Raw genomic sequence first — 15,960 nt, forward strand, 5'->3', positions numbered from 1 at the left:
CAGAACCTGATCGGCTAGGAAGACGAAAGGTCCAAGAATGCGGTTCATTTGGGTGGCGGGGCAAATCATGTGGTCTTGATCACCCCGAATTGCCGCTATATCCGCACAAGTCCGGCGTACGGGTCGTGAACTGGCCCGTGGCGGCGGTCAGTTCAGGGGCAGGCTCTCGCTCTTCTCGCCGACGGTGAGGGTCTCGTCACGGTGAGCCAGCGTACGGGGAGGGTCTCTTTCGGGTCGAAGGTCCCGGACCTCGCCAGGGCCCGGGGGCACCACTGGGGCTAGGCTCGGAATCCGGGTCTTGATCGGGTGGGCCGGCTGGGGGCGACCCCCGGCCCGGCGGGCGGGCGTACGTACGAGGTGGAGGCGGCCAGATGACGGTGCCGGGGCGCAGGAGCAGTACCTTCACACGGCTGCTGCGGCATGGCTTCACCGACCCCTCGGCCGCCGAGCAGCTCCTGGAGACCCCCGAGCTCGGACCCGTACGGGACGACCCGGTGCTGCTCGACGCGCTCGGCGCCACCGCCGACCCCGATCTCGCCCTCCTCGGACTCGTCCGCGTCGTGGAAGCACAGGACGCCGACGAGCGCCGCACCCTCCTGGACACCCTGGCCACCGCGAAGCCGCTGCGGGACCGGCTGCTCGGGGTGCTCGGCGCCTCCGAGGCGCTCGGCGACCACCTGGCACGCCACCCGCACGACTGGCACGCCCTGGTCACCTACGAGGCGGCCGATCTGCACCCCGGGGTCGCCGAGTTCGAGCGGGGCCTGGCCGGGGCCACCGACCCCGTGGCCCTGCGCATCGCCTACCGGCGCTGTCTGCTGGCCATAGCCGCCCGCGACGTGTGCGGAACCACCGACGTGGCCGAAGCCGCGGCGGAGCTCGCCGACCTCGCCACCGCCACCCTGCGCGCCGCGCTCGCCATCGCCCGCGCCGAGGCCCCCGCCGACGCCTCCCAGTGCCGGCTCGCGGTGATCGCGATGGGCAAGTGCGGCGGCCACGAACTCAACTACGTCTCCGACGTCGACGTGATCTTCGTGGCCGAGCCCGCCGACGGCTTCGACGAGGGCAAGGCGATGCAGGCCGCGGGCCGGCTCGCCGCCCACCTCATGCGGATCTGCTCCGAGACCACCGTCGAGGGCGTGATCTGGCCCGTCGACGCCAACCTGCGCCCCGAGGGCCGCAACGGCCCCCTGGTGCGGACGCTCTCCAGCCACCTCGCCTACTACCAGCGCTGGGCCAAGACCTGGGAGTTCCAGGCGCTGCTCAAGGCCCGGCCCGTCGCGGGCGACCCGGAGCTCGGCCGGGCCTACGTCGAAGCCGTCTCGCCCCTGGTGTGGCAGGCCGCCGACCGGGACAACTTCGTCGCCGACGTACAGAAGATGCGGCGCCGGGTCATCGACAACATCCCCGCCGCCCAGGTGGAGCGCGAGCTGAAGCTCGGCCCCGGCGGCCTTCGCGACGTCGAATTCGCCGTCCAGCTCCTCCAGTTGGTGCACGGGCGCAGCGACGCCACCCTGCACAGCGGCACCACCCTGGACGCGCTCGCCGCGCTCGCCGCCGGCGGCTACGTGGGCCGGGCGGACGCCGCCCAACTGGACGCGGCGTACCGGTTCCTGCGGGCCATGGAACACCGCATCCAGCTCTACCGGCTGCGCCGCACGCACCTCGTGCCCGAGGACGAGGCCGATCTGCGCCGCCTCGGCCGCTCGCTCGGGCTGCGCACCGAGCCCGTCGTCAGCCTCACCAAGGAGTGGAAGCGGCACGCCTCGGTGGTGCGCCGGCTGCACGAGAAGCTGTTCTACCGGCCGCTCCTGGACGCCGTCGCCCAGCTCGCGCCCGGGGAGACCCGGCTCAGCCCCCGCGCGGCCGCCCACCGCCTCGAAGCGCTCGGCTACGCGGATCCGGCGGCCGCCCTGCGCCACCTGGAGGCGCTGTCCTCGGGGGTGAGCCGCAAGGCCGCCATCCAGCGCACCCTGCTGCCCGTCCTGCTCGGCTGGTTCGCGGACTCCGCCGACCCGGACGCCGGGCTCCTCGGCTTCCGCAAGGTGTCCGACGCGCTCGGCAAGACCCCCTGGTACCTGCGGTTGCTGCGCGACGAGGGCGCCGCCGCCGAGAACCTCGCCCGGGTCCTCTCGGCCGGCCGGCTCGCCCCGGACCTGCTCCTGCGCGCCCCTGAGGCGGTGGCCATCCTGGGCGACCCGGACGGGCTCGTGCCGCGCGGCCGGGCCCATCTGGAGCAGGAGGTGCTTGCCGCGGTCGGCCGCGCGGAGAGCGCCGAGGGCGCGGTCGCCGCCGCCCGCGGGGTGCGCCGGCGCGAACTGTTCCGCACCACCGCGGGCGACCTCATCGGCTCCTACGGAACCGAGGACAGCCCCGCCGAGGAGGACCCCGGCGCCCTGGTGGACCGGGTCGGCAACGCGGTCACCGATCTCAACGCGGCCACCATCGCGGGCGCCCTGCGCGCGGCGGTGCGGGCCGAGTGGGGCGAGACGCTCCCCACCCGCTTCACCGTCATCGGCATGGGCCGCTTCGGCGGCCACGAGCTGAGCTACGGCTCGGACGCGGACGTCCTGTTCGTGCACGAGCCCCGCGAGGGCGTCGACGAGCAGGAGGCCGCCCGGGCCGCGGGCCGCGTCGTCGCCGAGATGCGCCGGCTCCTCCAACTGCCCACCGCCGAGCCGCCGTTGCTGATCGACGCCGATCTGCGGCCGGAGGGCAAGTCGGGGCCGATGGCCCGCACGCTCGGGTCGTACGAGGCGTACTACCGGCGCTGGTCGCTGGTCTGGGAGAGCCAGGCGCTGCTGCGTGCCGAGGTGATGGCGGGGGACACGGAGCTCGGGGCCCGGTTCATCGAGCTGATCGATCCGCTGCGGTATCCGGTGGGCGGCCTGAACGACGAGGCGGTGCGCGAGATCCGCCGCCTCAAGGCGCGCATGGAGTCCGAGCGGATGCCGCGCGGCGCCGACCCCACGCTCCACACCAAGCTGGGCCGCGGCGGCCTCTCCGACGTCGAGTGGACCGTGCAGCTCCTCCAGATGCGGCACGGCTGGGAGCTGCCGGGGCTGCGTACGACGCGGACCAGGAGCGCGCTGGCCGCGGCGCACGCGGCCGGGCTCATCGACACCGAGGCCGCCTCGATACTGGACGAGGCGTGGGTGCTTGCTACGCGGGTGCGCAACGGGGTCATGCTGGTCCGGGGCCGGGCCGGGGACACGTTCCCCTCCGACGGGCGGGAGCTGGCGGCGGTCGGGCGTTACCTGGGGTACGAGCCGGGGCACGTCGGGGACATGCTGGAGGACTATCGCCGCCTTACGCGCCGGGCGCGGGGCATCGTGGAAGAGCTCTTCTACGGCGCCCACCTGTAACCCCCAACGCCGGCCCCCCTGGGGCTCCGCCCCAGACCCCGTTCGCGCCTGAACGGCGCTCGTCCTCAATCGCCGGACGGGCTGAAGATGCCCGCACGGGCCCGCACCGAGCGCCTCAGGGGCCCGGACAGGCTGAAGATGCCTGCACAGGCCAGCACCGAGCACTTAAGGGGCGCGGGGAACTGCGCGACCAGCCACGCACGGTCCGCGGCCGAAGGCCCTGGGGCTCCGCCCCAGACCCCGTTCGCGCCTGAACGGCGCTCGTCCTCAAACGCCGGACGGGCTGAAGATGCCCGCACGGGCCAGCACCGAGCGCCGCAGGGGCCCGGACGGGCTGAAGATGCCTGCACAGGCCAGCGCCGAGCACTTAAGGGGCGCGGGGAACTGCGCGACCAGCCACGCACGGTCCGCGGCCGAAGGACCTGGGGCCAGCACGGTTCGCCGCGGGCCCCCCGGGCCAGCACGGGTTCGCAGCCGGGCCCCCGGAGCCGGCACGGTTCCGGTAGGGGTCGGGGCTCAGCCCCGGGGGTTGTTGCGGGGCGGCGGGGCCGGTCGGCGGCGGGTGGGCACCAGCCTCGGGAGGTGGTGGGGGAGCGCGCCGTACCACGCGCGGGAGACCAGGAAGCCGAAGGTGAGGCAGAGCAGCCCCCCCACCGCGTCCAGCCAGAAGTGGTTCGCCGTGGAGACGATCACCACCAGCGTGGCCGTGGGGTACAGCAGCCCCAGGATCTTCGCCCAGGGCGCCGACGCGAGCGCGAAGATCGTCAGACCGCACCAGGTCGACCACCCGATGTGCATGGACGGCATCGCCGCGTACTGGTTCGACATGTTCTTCAGGTCGCCCGAGGCCATCGAGCCCCATGTGTGGTGCACCAGGACCGTGTCGATGAACCCGCCGCCGTTCATCAGCCGGGGCGGCGCGAGCGGCACGAAGTAGTAGCCGACCAGGGCCACGCCCGTCGTCGCGAAGAGCACGAGCCGTGACGCCGCGTAACGGCCGGGGTGACTACGGAACAGCCACACCAGAACACCGATGGTGACGATGAAGTGCAGTGTGGCGTAGTAGTAGTTCATGCCGACGATGAGCCATGTCACCGAATTCACGGCGTGGTTGACCGACTGCTCCACCGCGATGCCGAGGTGGTGCTCGACGCTCCAGATCCAGTCGGCGTTCTTGAGCGCCTGCGTCTTCTGCTCGGGCACCGCGTTGCGGACCAGTGAGTACACCCAGTAACTCACCGCGATCAGAAGCACTTCGAACCAGATCCGGGGGCGGCGCGGCACGCGCACACCCCGCAACCGGGCGGAGAATCCGGTTCGTCCCGGTTCGGTGCTGGTGGGTGAGGCCGACGGCTCAGTGGTTGGAGCGGCCGTCCGGCCTTCCAGAGTCTTCACGGTCATGTCACCCATAGGAGGAGAGTCTGCCAGATGCGCATATCCCCCGCCGATCATCCTCCGGTCGGGTTCGCTCCGCACCCGGTAGTCCCCAAGGACCAGGTTTCCCCGTGAGGGTCGGTGAGGGTCAGGGCCGGATCCGGGGTCGAAGACCCGATGTCGAACCGCGCACGACCAGTTCCGGCATGAAGATGAACTCGCTGTGCGGGGCGGGGGTTCCGCCGACCTCTTCGAGCAGGGCGCGGACCGCGGCCTGGCCCATCGCCGTCACCGGCTTGCGGATCGTGGTCAGCGGTGGATCGGTGAACGCTATCAACGGAGAGTCGTCGAAGCCCACCACGGAGACATCGCGCGGAACGTCGAGCCCCGCCTGGCGGGCGGCCCGGATCGCACCGAGCGCCATCATGTCGCTGGCGCACACCACGGCGGTGCAGCCCTGCGCGATCAGCGCGGTGGCCGCCGCCTGGCCGCCCTCAAGCGTGTACAGCGAGTGCTGGATCAGTGACTCGGCCTCGCTGACGCTGAGCCCGAACCGGTCCTGCATCCCGGCCGTGAACCCCTCGATCTTGCGCAGCACCGGCACGAAGCGCTTGGGCCCGACCGCCAGGCCGATCCGGGTGTGGCCGAGCGCCGCGAGGTGGGTGACCGCGAGCCGCATCGCGGCCCGGTCGTCGGGCGAGATGAAGGGCGCCTGCACCTTCGGCGAGAACCCGTCGACCAGGACGTACGGGACGCCCTGGGCGCGCAACTGCTCGTAGCGCTCCATGTCGGCGGTGGTGTCCGCGTGCAGCCCGGAGACGAAGATGATCCCGGAGACGCCCCGGTCCACCAGCATCTCGGTGAGTTCGTCCTCGGTGGAGCCGCCGGGGGTCTGGGTGGCGAGCACCGGGGTGTATCCCTGCCGGGTCAGGGACTGGCCGATGACCTGGGCGAGGGCGGGGAAGATCGGGTTTTCCAGTTCCGGCGTTATCAGGCCGACCAGTCCGGCGCTGCGGCGGCGCAGTCGTACGGGCCGTTCGTACCCCAGCACGTCGAGCGCGGCCAGCACGGATTCACGGGTGCCCGCGGCCACGCCGGGCTTGCCGTTGAGCACGCGGCTGACTGTGGCTTCGCTGACCCCCGCCTGGGCTGCGATGTCGGCGAGCCGTGCGGTCACGGGATTGGACTGTACCGGTCGCACGTCAGATTGCCCACCAGACCGCGGATTCGGCCGGCAGCAGGGCGTGCTCGGCGCCGAACTCGACGGCCGCGCTGGTGAGCAACGGCCTTCCCTGGAGCGGGAGTTGGACTGGGTGGTCCAGGGTGTTCACGGTGCAGACGAAGCCCGGCCGCGTGAAGGCGAGCACTCCTCGGGGGGCCGGGAGCCAGGCCATCGTGCCGTCGCCGAGGCCCGGCAGTTCACGGCGCAGGGCGAGCGCGGAACGGTAGAGCTCCAGGGTGGAGTGCGGGTCGCCGGACTGGGCGGCGACGCTGAGGCCGCGCCAGGACGCGGGCTGCGGCAGCCAGCTTCCGCCGTCGCCGAACCCGTACGAGGGGCCGTCCGCGGTCCACGGGATCGGGACGCGGCAGCCGTCGCGGAAGCCGTCCTGGCCGGACGCGCGGTGGAAGGCCGGGTCCTGGCGCACCTCGTCGGGCAGCTCGGTCACCTCGGGCAGGCCGAGCTCCTCCCCCTGGTAGAGATAGGCGGAGCCGGGCAGCGCCAGGGTGAACAGGGCCGCGGCGCGGGCCCGGCGCAGGCCCTGGTCGCCGCCGCCGTAGCGGGTGACATGGCGTACGACGTCGTGGTTGGAGAGCACCCAGGTGGTGGGGGCGCCGACCGCGCCGGTCGCGGCGAGCGAGGCGTCGACCGTGGCACGCATCTGCTCGGCGTCCCAATCACAGGTGAGGAACTGGAAGTTGAAGGCCTGGTGCAGTTCGTCGGGGCGTACGTACAGGGCCAGGCGCTCGGGGGAGGGGGCCCAGGCCTCGGCGACCGCGATGCGCTCACCCTCGTAGCCGTCGAGCAGCGCGCGCCAGGCGCGGTGGATCTCGTGGACGCCGTCCTGGTCGAAGAAGGGCAGCACCTGGTTGCCGATGAGTTTGGCCTGCTCGCTCGCGCCGATGTCCGGCAGGCCCGCCGCCTTGACCATGCCGTGGGCCACGTCGATGCGGAAGCCGTCCACGCCGAGGTCGAGCCAGAAGCGGAGCACGGAGTCGAACTCGGCGCGCACCGCCGGGTGTTCCCAGTCCAGGTCGGGCTGTTCGGGGGCGAACAGATGCAGATACCAGTCGCCGTCGGGCACGCGTGTCCAAGCCGGTCCGCCGAACACCGACTCCCAGTCGTTGGGCGGGAGCCCGCCGTCGGCGCCCTTGCCGGGGCGGAAGTGGTAGCGCTCGCGCTCGGGGCCGCCGGCCAGCGCGGCCCGGAACCAGGGGTGCTGGTCGGAGGTGTGGTTGGGGACGACGTCGACGATGACCCGCAGCCCGAGCCGGTGGGCCTCGCGCACCAGGTCGTCCGCGTCGGACAGCGAGCCGAAGAGCGGGTCCACCGTCCGGTAGTCCGCCACGTCGTAGCCGCCGTCGGCCTGCGGGGAGAGGTAGAAGGGGGTGAGCCAGACCGCGTCCGCGCCGAGCTCGCGCAGGTGGGGCAGCCGGGCCCGGATGCCGGCGAGGTCGCCGATGCCGTCGCCGTCGCCGTCCGCGAAGGAGCGCGCGTACACCTGGTAGATCACCGCGTCCCGCCACCAGCCGGTCGTGGGCCGGGCGGGCACCTGGGCGACGGCGGCCGTCGCGAGCTCCTGCGTCATGTGGGGTCCCTCTCGCACACCTGCGTCCTTGCAGCTACCGGATCAACGCCGATGGGCCCCGAAAAGTAACAGTCCTGCAAGACCTTGCGGAACTCTTGCAGGGGCCGTCCGGGTGCCGATGGATCAGTCATACCGGCTTTGACAAGGCGCACAACGGCAACCGTGCGGACACGCTGATGTAACGATCGGCCGGGCTTGCAGAAATTCTTCGCAAGGTCTTTCGGTCGCCTTTCATCCTTGTTACGTTCCTGGCGATCCGGCGCCGTGATGGAACGGCACCCAGTGAAGGAGTTCTCATGCGACGTGGCATAGCGGCCACCGCGCTCGCGGCGACCCTCGCTCTCGCGGCGACGGCTTGCGGTGGCGGCGACAGTGACGGCGGCACGGCGGACGGCCCCGTCACCATCACCTGGTGGGACACCTCGAACGCCACGAACGAGGCACCCACGTACCAGGCGCTGGTCACGGAGTTCGAGAAGGCGAACCCGACGATCAAGGTCAAGTACGTCAACGTCCCCTTCGACCAGGCGCAGAACAAGTTCGACACCGCCGCCGGCGCCAAGGGCGCCCCGGACGTGCTGCGTGCCGAGGTCGGCTGGACGCCGGCCTTCGCGAAGAAGGGCTACTTCCTGCCGCTCGACGGCACCGAGGCCCTCGCCGACCAGGCCAAGTTCCAGCCGAACCTGGTCAAGCAGGCCCAGTTCGAGGGCAAGACCTACGGTGTCCCGCTGGTCACCGACACCCTCGCCCTGGTCTACAACAAGGCGCTCTTCGCCCAGGCCGGCATCGCCAAGGCCCCCGCCACCTGGGAAGAGCTGAAGGCCGACGCCGCCCTGGTCAAGGCGAAGGCCGGCGTCGACGGCTTCTGGAACTCCACCGCCGGGTACTACGCGCAGCCCTTCCTGTACGGCGAGGGCACCGACACGGTGGACGCCGCCGCCAAGAAGGTCACCATCGCAAGTGCCCCCGCGGTCAAGGCACTTGAGAGCTGGAAGGGCCTCTTCGACGGCCCGGGCCTGCACAAGGCGGACGTCACCGCCGACGCGTACGCCCACATTCAGGACGCCTTCGTGAACGGCAAGGTCGCCGCGATCGTCCAGGGCCCGTGGGAGATCACCAACTTCTACAAGGGCTCCGCGTTCAAGGACAAGGCCAACCTCGGCATCGCCACCGTCCCGGCCGGGTCCGCGGGCAAGGCCGGCGCCCCGACCGGCGGCCACAACCTGTCCGTGTACGCGGGCTCCGACAAGGCGCACGCGGCCGCCGCGATGAAGTTCGTGAACTTCATGACCTCGGCCAAGAGCCAGGAGTCCATCGCCCTGAAGAACTCCACGCTGCCCACCCGTGACGACGCCTACACCGCCCAGGTCAAGGCCGACCCGGGCATCGCCGGCTTCCAGGGCGTGCTGAGCGCCGCCCGGCCGCGGCCCGAGCTGCCCGAGTACGGCTCGCTGTGGACCCCGATGGACACCACCCTGCCGAAGGTCGCCGACGGCAAGCAGTCCGTCGCCGACGCCACCAAGAGCCTTGAGCAGGACATGGCCAAGCTGGTCCCCGGCTTCACCAAGTGAGCCCCGCCGCCGGGCCGTTCCCCCGGGGGACGGCCCGGCGGCACGCACGTCCGCCGAACTTCCCGGAAAAGGTGTCGAGATGACCGTTGCCGTCGATGGCGCGGCCCCGAAGAGCGCGGCCACGGCGCGCCCGGGGCCGCTGGAGCGCCTCAGGCGGTCCTGGCAGAAGCACTGGTACGCGTACGCGATGGTCGCGCCGATCGTCGTCGTGCTCGGCGTCCTGGTGCTCTATCCGCTCGCCCAGGGCATCTACTACACGCTCACCGACGCCAACAGCCTCAACTCGGCGCGCACCATCGGCGCCAACCACATCGCGGCGACCTATGAGTTCGTCGGGATGCACAACTATGCGGACATCCTGTGGGGCCCGACCGCCTGGGACCGGTTCTGGTCGCACTTCATCTGGACCGTGGTGTGGACCGTCGCCTGTGTGACCCTGCACTACGTCATCGGGCTCGGCCTCGCGCTGCTGCTCAACCAGAAGCTGCGCGGGCGCACCTTCTACCGCATGATGCTGATCCTGCCGTGGGCGGTGCCCAGCTTCGTCACCGTCTTCTCCTGGCGCCTGATGCTCAGCGACTCCGGCATCGTCAACACCGTGCTCGGCACGCTCCACCTGCCGCAGCCCGAATGGCTGGAGCAGCCGCACTTCCAGCAGCTCGCCGCGATCCTCGTCAACACCTGGGTCGGCGTGCCCTTCATGATGGTGTCGCTGCTCGGCGGGCTCCAGTCGATCTCCGCCGATCTGTACGAGGCCGCCGAGATGGACGGCGCGAGCGCCTGGCAGCGCTTCCGCCACGTCACCCTGCCGGGGCTGCGCCCGGTGAGCGCCACCGTGGTGCTGCTCGGCATCATCTGGACGTTCAACCAGTTCGTGATCATCTTCCTGCTGTTCGGCAACGGCGGCGCCCCCGACGCCCAGATCCTCGTCACCTGGGCCTACCGGCTCGGCTTCGGACAGCAGCCCCGCGACTTCGCCCAGTCCGCCACCTACGGCGTGCTGCTGCTGTCCATCCTGATCGTCTTCACCTCCTTCTACCGGCGCTGGCTGGCCCGCAATGAACAGGTCTGATGCCCCCATGGCTACCAAGGTCGTTTCCCGGGACCACGGACGGCGCCGCACCACCGTCCTGTCGCACCTGGCACTGAGCGTCGCCAGTCTCGTCGCCCTCTTCCCGATCGTCTGGCTGGTCTTCCTCTCGCTCGGGCCGGACAAGGACGACTATCTGCACCCGGACCGCATCTGGTCCAAGATGTCGTTCTCCAACTACGCGTTCGTCACCGAGCACACCAAGTTCTTCACCTGGCTCGGCAACACCGCCCTCATCGCGGTCGCGACCTGCGTCATCGGCGTGATGTTCGCGGCGACCACCGGCTACGCGGTGTCCCGGATGCGCTTTCCCGGCTACAAGAAGCTGATGTGGGTGCTGCTCGTCACCCAGATGTTCCCGATCGCCGTGCTGATCGTGCCGATGTACCAGATCCTCGGCGACCTCGGTCTGATCGACACCTACGGCGGACTGATCCTCGTGTACTGCTCCACCGCGGTGCCGTACTGCGCGTGGATGCTCAAGGGGTACTTCGACACCATCCCGATCGAGATCGACGAGGCGGGCCGGATCGACGGGCTCACCCCGTTCGGCACCTTCTTCCGGCTCATCCTGCCGCTGGCCCGGCCGGGCCTCGCGGTCGCCGCGTTCTACACCTGCCTCACCGCCTGGGGCGAGGTGGCGTTCGCCTCCACGTTCATGCTCGACGACGGCAAGTACACCCTCGCCGTGGGACTTTCCAGCTTCGTCAGCCAGCACGACGCCCAGTGGAACTATATGGCGGCCACCGCGGTCCTCATCGCGATCCCCGTCTCCGCCGTCTTCTACCTGGTGCAGAAGCACCTGGTCACCGGCATGACCGCGGGCGCCACCAAGGGCTGAGCCGGGCTTCGGCCCGGCCCCTGGACAGCAAAGGCTCGGGGGTTCACGCCCCCAGACCCCCTTAAGGACGACATGACCCAGCACTTCACCGCCCCCGACCGCCTCACCGCGAAGACCGGTACGCAGTGGTGGCGGGACGCCGTGATCTACCAGGTCTATCCGCGCAGCTTCGCCGACGGCAACGGCGACGGCATGGGCGACCTCGAAGGCGTCCGCGCCCGGCTGCCCTACCTGCGCGACCTGGGCGTCGACGCCGTCTGGCTCTCGCCGTTCTACGCCTCCCCGCAGGCCGACGCCGGCTACGACGTCGCCGACTACCGGGCCATCGACCCGATGTTCGGCACGCTGCACGACGCGGACGCGCTGATCCGCGACGCGCACGAGCTGGGCCTGCGCATCATCGTCGACCTCGTGCCCAACCACTCCTCCGACCAGCACGAGTGGTTCAAGCGCGCCCTGGCCGAAGGCCCCGGCTCGCCGCTGCGGGCCCGCTACCACTTCCGCCCCGGAAAGGGCGAGAGCGGTGAACTGCCGCCCAACGACTGGGAGTCCATCTTCGGCGGCCCCGCCTGGACCCGCACCGCGGACGGCCAGTGGTACCTGCACCTGTTCGCCCCCGAGCAGCCCGACCTCAACTGGGACCACCCGGCGGTCGCCGACGAGTTCCGCTCCATCCTGCGCTTCTGGCTCGACATGGGCGTGGACGGCTTCCGCATCGACGTCGCCCACGGCCTGGTCAAGGCGGCGGGCCTGCCCGACATCGGCGGCCACGACCAGCTCAAGCTGCTCGGCGCCGACGTGATGCCGTTCTTCGACCAGGACGGCGTGCACGCGATCTACCGCTCCTGGCGCACCATCCTCGACGAGTACGACGGCGAGCGCATCGCCGTCGCCGAGGCGTGGACCCCCACGGTCGAGCGAACCGCCAACTACGTACGCCCCGACGAACTGCACCAGGCCTTCAACTTCCAGTATCTGGGCGCCCCTTGGGACGCGGCGGCGCTGCGCGAGGTCATCGACGTGTCGCTCGCCGCGATGCGCCCGGTCGGCGCGCCCGCCACCTGGGTGCTTTCCAACCACGACGTCACCCGGCACGCGACCCGCTTCGCCAATCCATCGGGCCTCGGCACCCAGTTGCGCACCCCGGGCGACCGCGAGCTCGGCCTGCGCCGGGCCCGCGCCGCCACCCTCCTGATGCTGGCACTGCCCGGCTCCGCCTACGTCTACCAGGGCGAGGAGCTCGGCCTCCCCGACGTCACCGACCTGCCCGACGAGGTGCGCCAGGACCCGTCGTTCTTCCGCGCGGCCGGCCAGGACGGCTTCCGCGACGGCTGCCGCGTCCCGATCCCGTGGACCGTCGAGGGCAGCTCGTACGGGTTCGGCAGCGGCGGAAGCTGGCTCCCGCAGCCCGAGTCGTGGGGCAAGCTCAGCGTCGAGGCGCAGAGCGGCGACCCGGACTCCACCCTGGAGCTGTACCGCCGGGCCATCGCGGCCCGTCGCGCCCACCCGGGCCTCGGCGCCGGCTCCGACGTTCGGTGGCTGGACGCGCCCGAGGGTGTGCTCGCCTTCGCCCGCGACGGCTTCGTGTGCACGGTCAACCTGACCGGCCGCCTGGTCTCGCTGCCGCTGCCCGGCCGGGCCCTGTTGGCCAGCGGCCCCTTCACGGTGGACGGCGACCGGTTCGAGCTGCCGGGTGACACGACGGTGTGGTGGACGGTGTGAGCCATGCCGCGCAGTCGGCCGGGCCGCGCCTCGCGGACATAGCGGCCCAGGCCGCCGTCAGCGAGGCCACCGTCAGCCGGGTGCTCAACGGCAGGCCCGGCGTCGCCGACGCCACCCGCCAGCGGGTGCTCGCGGCGCTCGACGTGCTCGGCTGGGAGCGCCCGGCCCGGCTGCGCCGGCGCAGTGAGGGGCTGATCGGCCTGCTCACCCCGGAGCTCACCAACCCGATCTTCCCGGCCTTCGCCCAGGCGGTGGAGCAGGTGCTCGCGGGGCACGGCTACACCCCCGTTCTGTGCACCCAACTCCCGGGCGGGGCAACGGAGGACGAGCTGGTCGAGCAGTTGGAGGAGCGCGGCGTCAACGGCATCGTGTTCCTGTCCGGACTGCACGCCGACACCTCCACCGACCCGGCCCGCTACCGGGCCCTGGCCGAACGGGGCGTCCCCTACGTCCTGGTCAACGGCTACAACGAAGCGGTACGGGGCCCGTTCGTGTCGCCGGACGACCACGCGGCGATGCGCATGGCGGTGGGCCACCTCGCCGACCTCGGCCACACCCGGATCGGCCTGGCGCTCGGCCCGCTGCGGTACGTGCCCTCCCGCCGCAAGGCCGAGGGGTTCACGGCGGCGCTGGGCGAGCGGCTCGGTCTGCGCGAACAGGAGGCCGCGGCCTACATCCGGCCCACCCTGTACAGCGTGGAGGGCGGCCAGGTGGCGGCGGGCGCCCTGCTCGACCAGGGCTGCACCGGCGTCGTCTGCGCCAGCGACATGATGGCGCTCGGCGTGGTGCGCGCGGCACGCGAACGCGGGTTGGACGTGCCGGGCGAGGTGTCGGTGGTGGGCTTCGACGACTCCCAGCTCATCGCCTTCACCGACCCGCCCCTGACCACGGTGCGCCAGCCGGTGCAGGCGATGGCGACGGCGGCGGTCTCCGCCCTCCTGGAGGAGATCGCCGGAACCCCCGTCCAGCGAACGGAGTTCGTCTTCCAGCCGGAGCTGGTGGTCCGGGGGTCGACGGCGCGGGCACGGGGCTGAAGCGCGGGCCGGGCTTCGCGCTCGGCTCACGGTTCACCCCTCGACGGGTGCGGGTGGTTGCGGATTTCCGCCGCCGCGTCGTACGCCTTGCCGTGCTGCTTGGCCTTGCGGGCCTCGGACAACTCCGCCGACAGTGCGGTGCAGACACCGCATCCGGCCGCGGGAGTACAGCCGTACAGGTAGTCGTCGACAAACCCGGCCAGCTCGATCGCCGGTTGGGGGTAGGTCCGTGGGTCGGTCATCGTCGCATCGCCATCCCTTCGCGTGGTCCGACGGCAACCACGTTAGGAACAGGAGCACCCCAACTCGTAACCGATTGCACGCGGTTGCGCGGAAGTCAGACGAGGGAGTCGCGTGCCTTGCGGATGAGCGCCCGAGCCTTCGCGCCATAGACCGCCATATCGGCCAGCGCGGCGAACGCGTCGCCGTACATGCCCACCTCGCTGGGCTGCGTCAGCGTGAGGTGCCCAGAGACGAGCTCAACGTTGACCTGTGCTGTGTCAAAGATCCAGAACCCCTCCGCTGGCATCCGTGTGCGGCCGAGGCGGGTGGGCACAACCCCAATGCTGACGTTGGGCAGGGCGCCTATGGTGATGAGGCGGTCGAGTTGTTCGGCTTGCGTATCCGCGTCGCCGAGCCCGTTGCTCAACACGGGCTCCTCGACCAGGAACGCGAATCGGCGGGGCGCGTCGCGCAGCACCCGTTGACGCTCCATCCGTACGGCCACGGCGTCGGCCACGTCATCCACGGTGACCCGCCTCCGCTGGACGGCGCGCAACACGTCCGCCGTGTATCCGTGGGTTTGGAGCAGGCCGGGCACGAACCACGAAGAATAGGCACGGAACCAATGCGTGCGCTCGAACAGAGGCAGAACCTTCTCTTGCGCCCGTCGCAACCCCGAGCGCTCCATGCGACGCCATTCCACCCACATGCCTTCGACCGCGTGCAGAGAGGCAACCAGATCCTCTGCCTGGTCCTCAGCACCGCAAGCGCGGCACCAGACCCGAATGTCGTCGGCACTCGGTTGGGTCTTCGCCGTCGAGATACGGGACACCTTGGACGGGTGCCATCCGCACGCGGCCGCGAGGCCCTTGCCATCCCACCCGGCATCCCTGGCCAACTCCCGGAGGCGGTCGGCAAGGAGACGCCGGGCCTGCTGAACGCTCGATGATCCTGAAGCGGGCATGTGGGTCAGGTCAGCTTGTAGTCCTCGTGGGGAGTGGCCCGCTCCCACACCGCTTCAAAGGCTCCGCTGACCAGCTTCACCACGGACGGCTCTGTGCGCCATTCGCGGTCCACGATGTCCCCGTCTCCGGAGAAGAACGTGAACAGCACGGCCGCGCCGTCGAACATCCAAAGGTCGGTCCCGGGAAGGGCGATGTCCGCCGCTTTGCGGCGGGGAAGCCAGCGCACCAGTTCACCCGCCGCCATGTTGGCAAACGTCATGTCGTGCTCATGCCGGATGTAGTCGCTGACAGGCTCCGAGACGATACGGGCACGACGCATCTCGACTCCGCGTGCCGTCGTCTCACTCACCAGGTCCCGCCAGGACCACCACCAATCGGGCAGCTTCGCGGGGTCGTTGTCGTACCGATGTCCGGCTCGCCAGCGGGCGAACTCGGGGTCCCTCGGCGTGTAGTGATCGCGCATCTCCAGATGCACGGCGGACCGCTGAGCCTTCGCCAGTCCCTCACGTACGGGGTACTTCACCGCTGCCGCCTTCCGGTCGCGGGATGTACTTCAGCATCACTGCCGGAAGCCGGATGATCGTCTCGTGTCCCGGAACATCCGTGGAGTGACCCGGAATGGAGCCGATCTCCTGACACGCCTTCACCTCTGCCTCCGTCGCCCTGTACGACTGGATCAGCAGATCTCCGGTGGCCTCCTCCAACCAGATGGTCGGTGAGTCGTCCACGGGTGTGTTCGGGATGATCCCCAGGAAACGTAGCCTCATGTGCTCTCCCGCTGTCGATGCGGTTGCGCCTGATTGCACGACCATCGCCCAGGTGGTCCTGGGCGTCAAGTAGGTACAACCGGCGCTTATTTGGGGCGCGCGGGAGGAAACGAAAGCCCCTGCACCCCCCGCTCCGCCGAGGCGAGGAGCGTGGGCGCTCGGCGATGAGGGTTACCGCGTTACGCAACGCATCGCCGTCTAG

Annotated in this window: 13 protein-coding genes; 6 read left to right on the forward strand and 7 right to left on the reverse strand. The window is 70.7% G+C overall.

Annotated features, from left to right (window positions below; genetic code table 11):
• The first annotated feature begins 371 nt into the window (after positions 1–371).
• Positions 372–3,365 carry a bifunctional [glutamine synthetase] adenylyltransferase/[glutamine synthetase]-adenylyl-L-tyrosine phosphorylase gene (locus tag DWB77_RS27130; RefSeq protein WP_120723962.1) on the forward strand — a complete coding sequence of 998 codons (2,994 nt, stop codon included), beginning with the start codon at positions 372–374 and terminating at the stop codon, positions 3,363–3,365.
• Between the two features lie 516 nt (positions 3,366–3,881).
• On the opposite strand, the gene DWB77_RS27135 is transcribed toward DWB77_RS27130, so the two are convergent.
• The 3 genes from DWB77_RS27135 to DWB77_RS27145 all read right to left on the reverse strand — a co-directional run bounded on the left by DWB77_RS27135 (position 3,882) and on the right by DWB77_RS27145 (position 7,546).
• Positions 3,882–4,775 carry a phosphatase PAP2 family protein gene (locus DWB77_RS27135; protein WP_120723964.1) on the reverse strand — a complete coding sequence of 298 codons (894 nt, stop codon included), beginning with the start codon at positions 4,773–4,775 and terminating at the stop codon, positions 3,882–3,884.
• A 112-nt stretch (positions 4,776–4,887) separates the two neighbouring features.
• Complete coding sequence (locus DWB77_RS27140) at positions 4,888–5,916, reverse strand: LacI family DNA-binding transcriptional regulator (RefSeq protein WP_120728313.1); 1,029 nt, start codon at positions 5,914–5,916, stop codon at positions 4,888–4,890.
• Positions 5,917–5,941: 25 nt separating this feature from the next.
• On the reverse strand, positions 5,942–7,546 hold the full coding sequence (locus tag DWB77_RS27145; RefSeq protein ID WP_120723966.1) for a glycoside hydrolase family 13 protein: 1,605 nt from the start codon (positions 7,544–7,546) through the stop codon (positions 5,942–5,944).
• Between the two features lie 296 nt (positions 7,547–7,842).
• Here DWB77_RS27145 and DWB77_RS27150 point away from each other — a divergent pair, with 296 nt between their 5' ends.
• The 5 genes from DWB77_RS27150 (at position 7,843) to DWB77_RS27170 (ending at position 13,804) form a co-directional block, all read left to right on the forward strand.
• On the forward strand, positions 7,843–9,117 hold the full coding sequence (locus DWB77_RS27150) for an extracellular solute-binding protein (RefSeq protein ID WP_120723968.1): 1,275 nt from the start codon (positions 7,843–7,845) through the stop codon (positions 9,115–9,117).
• A gap of 79 nt (positions 9,118–9,196) precedes the next feature.
• The gene (locus tag DWB77_RS27155) at positions 9,197–10,189 is read left to right on the forward strand and encodes a carbohydrate ABC transporter permease (RefSeq protein ID WP_120723969.1); all 993 of its coding nucleotides are present in this window, start codon (positions 9,197–9,199) and stop codon (positions 10,187–10,189) included.
• A gap of 7 nt (positions 10,190–10,196) precedes the next feature.
• Positions 10,197–11,048 carry a sugar ABC transporter permease gene (locus tag DWB77_RS27160; RefSeq protein WP_246033654.1) on the forward strand — a complete coding sequence of 284 codons (852 nt, stop codon included), beginning with the start codon at positions 10,197–10,199 and terminating at the stop codon, positions 11,046–11,048.
• Between the two features lie 72 nt (positions 11,049–11,120).
• The gene (locus tag DWB77_RS27165; protein WP_120723973.1) at positions 11,121–12,770 is read left to right on the forward strand and encodes a glycoside hydrolase family 13 protein; all 1,650 of its coding nucleotides are present in this window, start codon (positions 11,121–11,123) and stop codon (positions 12,768–12,770) included.
• On the forward strand, positions 12,755–13,804 hold the full coding sequence (locus tag DWB77_RS27170) for a LacI family DNA-binding transcriptional regulator (protein ID WP_120723975.1): 1,050 nt from the start codon (positions 12,755–12,757) through the stop codon (positions 13,802–13,804). Before DWB77_RS27165 ends, DWB77_RS27170 begins: the two co-directional genes overlap by 16 nt.
• A 26-nt stretch (positions 13,805–13,830) precedes the next feature.
• Here the strand turns inward: DWB77_RS27170 and DWB77_RS27175 are convergent, their stop codons facing one another.
• The 4 genes from DWB77_RS27175 to DWB77_RS27190 all read right to left on the reverse strand — a co-directional run bounded on the left by DWB77_RS27175 (position 13,831) and on the right by DWB77_RS27190 (position 15,758).
• Positions 13,831–14,046, reverse strand: coding sequence for a hypothetical protein (locus DWB77_RS27175; protein WP_120723977.1), 216 nt, complete (start codon positions 14,044–14,046; stop codon positions 13,831–13,833).
• 95 nt (positions 14,047–14,141) lie between these two features.
• Positions 14,142–14,990, reverse strand: a complete 849-nt coding sequence (locus DWB77_RS27180) for a helix-turn-helix domain-containing protein (protein ID WP_120723979.1) — start codon at positions 14,988–14,990, stop codon at positions 14,142–14,144.
• A 5-nt stretch (positions 14,991–14,995) separates the two neighbouring features.
• Positions 14,996–15,514: a DUF6879 family protein gene (locus tag DWB77_RS27185; RefSeq protein ID WP_120723981.1), complete on the reverse strand. Its 519-nt coding sequence runs from the start codon at positions 15,512–15,514 to the stop codon at positions 14,996–14,998.
• Complete coding sequence (locus tag DWB77_RS27190) at positions 15,495–15,758, reverse strand: hypothetical protein (RefSeq protein ID WP_120723983.1); 264 nt, start codon at positions 15,756–15,758, stop codon at positions 15,495–15,497. The genes DWB77_RS27185 and DWB77_RS27190 overlap by 20 nt, the downstream gene beginning before the upstream one ends.
• Positions 15,759–15,960 lie beyond the last annotated feature (202 nt).

The sequence above is a fragment of the Streptomyces hundungensis genome (assembly GCF_003627815.1).
In the GTDB taxonomy this organism is placed as follows: domain Bacteria; phylum Actinomycetota; class Actinomycetes; order Streptomycetales; family Streptomycetaceae; genus Streptomyces; species Streptomyces hundungensis_A.